Annotated in this window: 1 protein-coding gene; it reads right to left on the bottom strand. The window is 65.4% G+C overall.

Features of this window, described 5'->3' with window-relative positions; all coding sequences use genetic code 11:
• Positions 1-379: molybdopterin cofactor-binding domain-containing protein (locus B2W52_RS06860; RefSeq protein WP_286802153.1), on the bottom strand; the 379-nt coding region annotated here is incomplete at both ends.

Genomic DNA, 379 nt, shown 5'->3' with positions numbered 1-379 from the left:
CTGTCAGGGAGGCCGTCGCCGAGTCCGTTACCCTGAGCCCCCATCGCCATGCCGGTACCGGTCAGCCAACGCCTGCGGGCGGCAGCACCGGCGGGCACCCAGAGTGGTGATGCGGCAGCCGCTGCCAGGACCTCTGTCGGTGGTGCTGTCCAGCGCACAGGCTGACCCCGACTTCCGGGTTCATCAGCAGTACGCAGATTGATCCGTCGAAACTCCAGCGGGCACATGGTCAGCTTTTCGGCCAGGGCGTCGAGCTGGGATTCCACGGCAAACGTTGCCTGATTTCCGCCAAACCCGCGGAACGCTCCGGATACGCCGTTGTTGGTGTAGACCAACCGTCCGGTAACGGAATACGCCTCGATCCGGTAGAGCGGGGCCG

Source organism: Marinobacter sp. UBA2498 (assembly GCF_002341575.1).
GTDB lineage: Bacteria > Pseudomonadota > Gammaproteobacteria > Pseudomonadales > Oleiphilaceae > Marinobacter > Marinobacter manganoxydans.
This window is presented reverse-complemented; position numbering and strand designations above follow the sequence as displayed.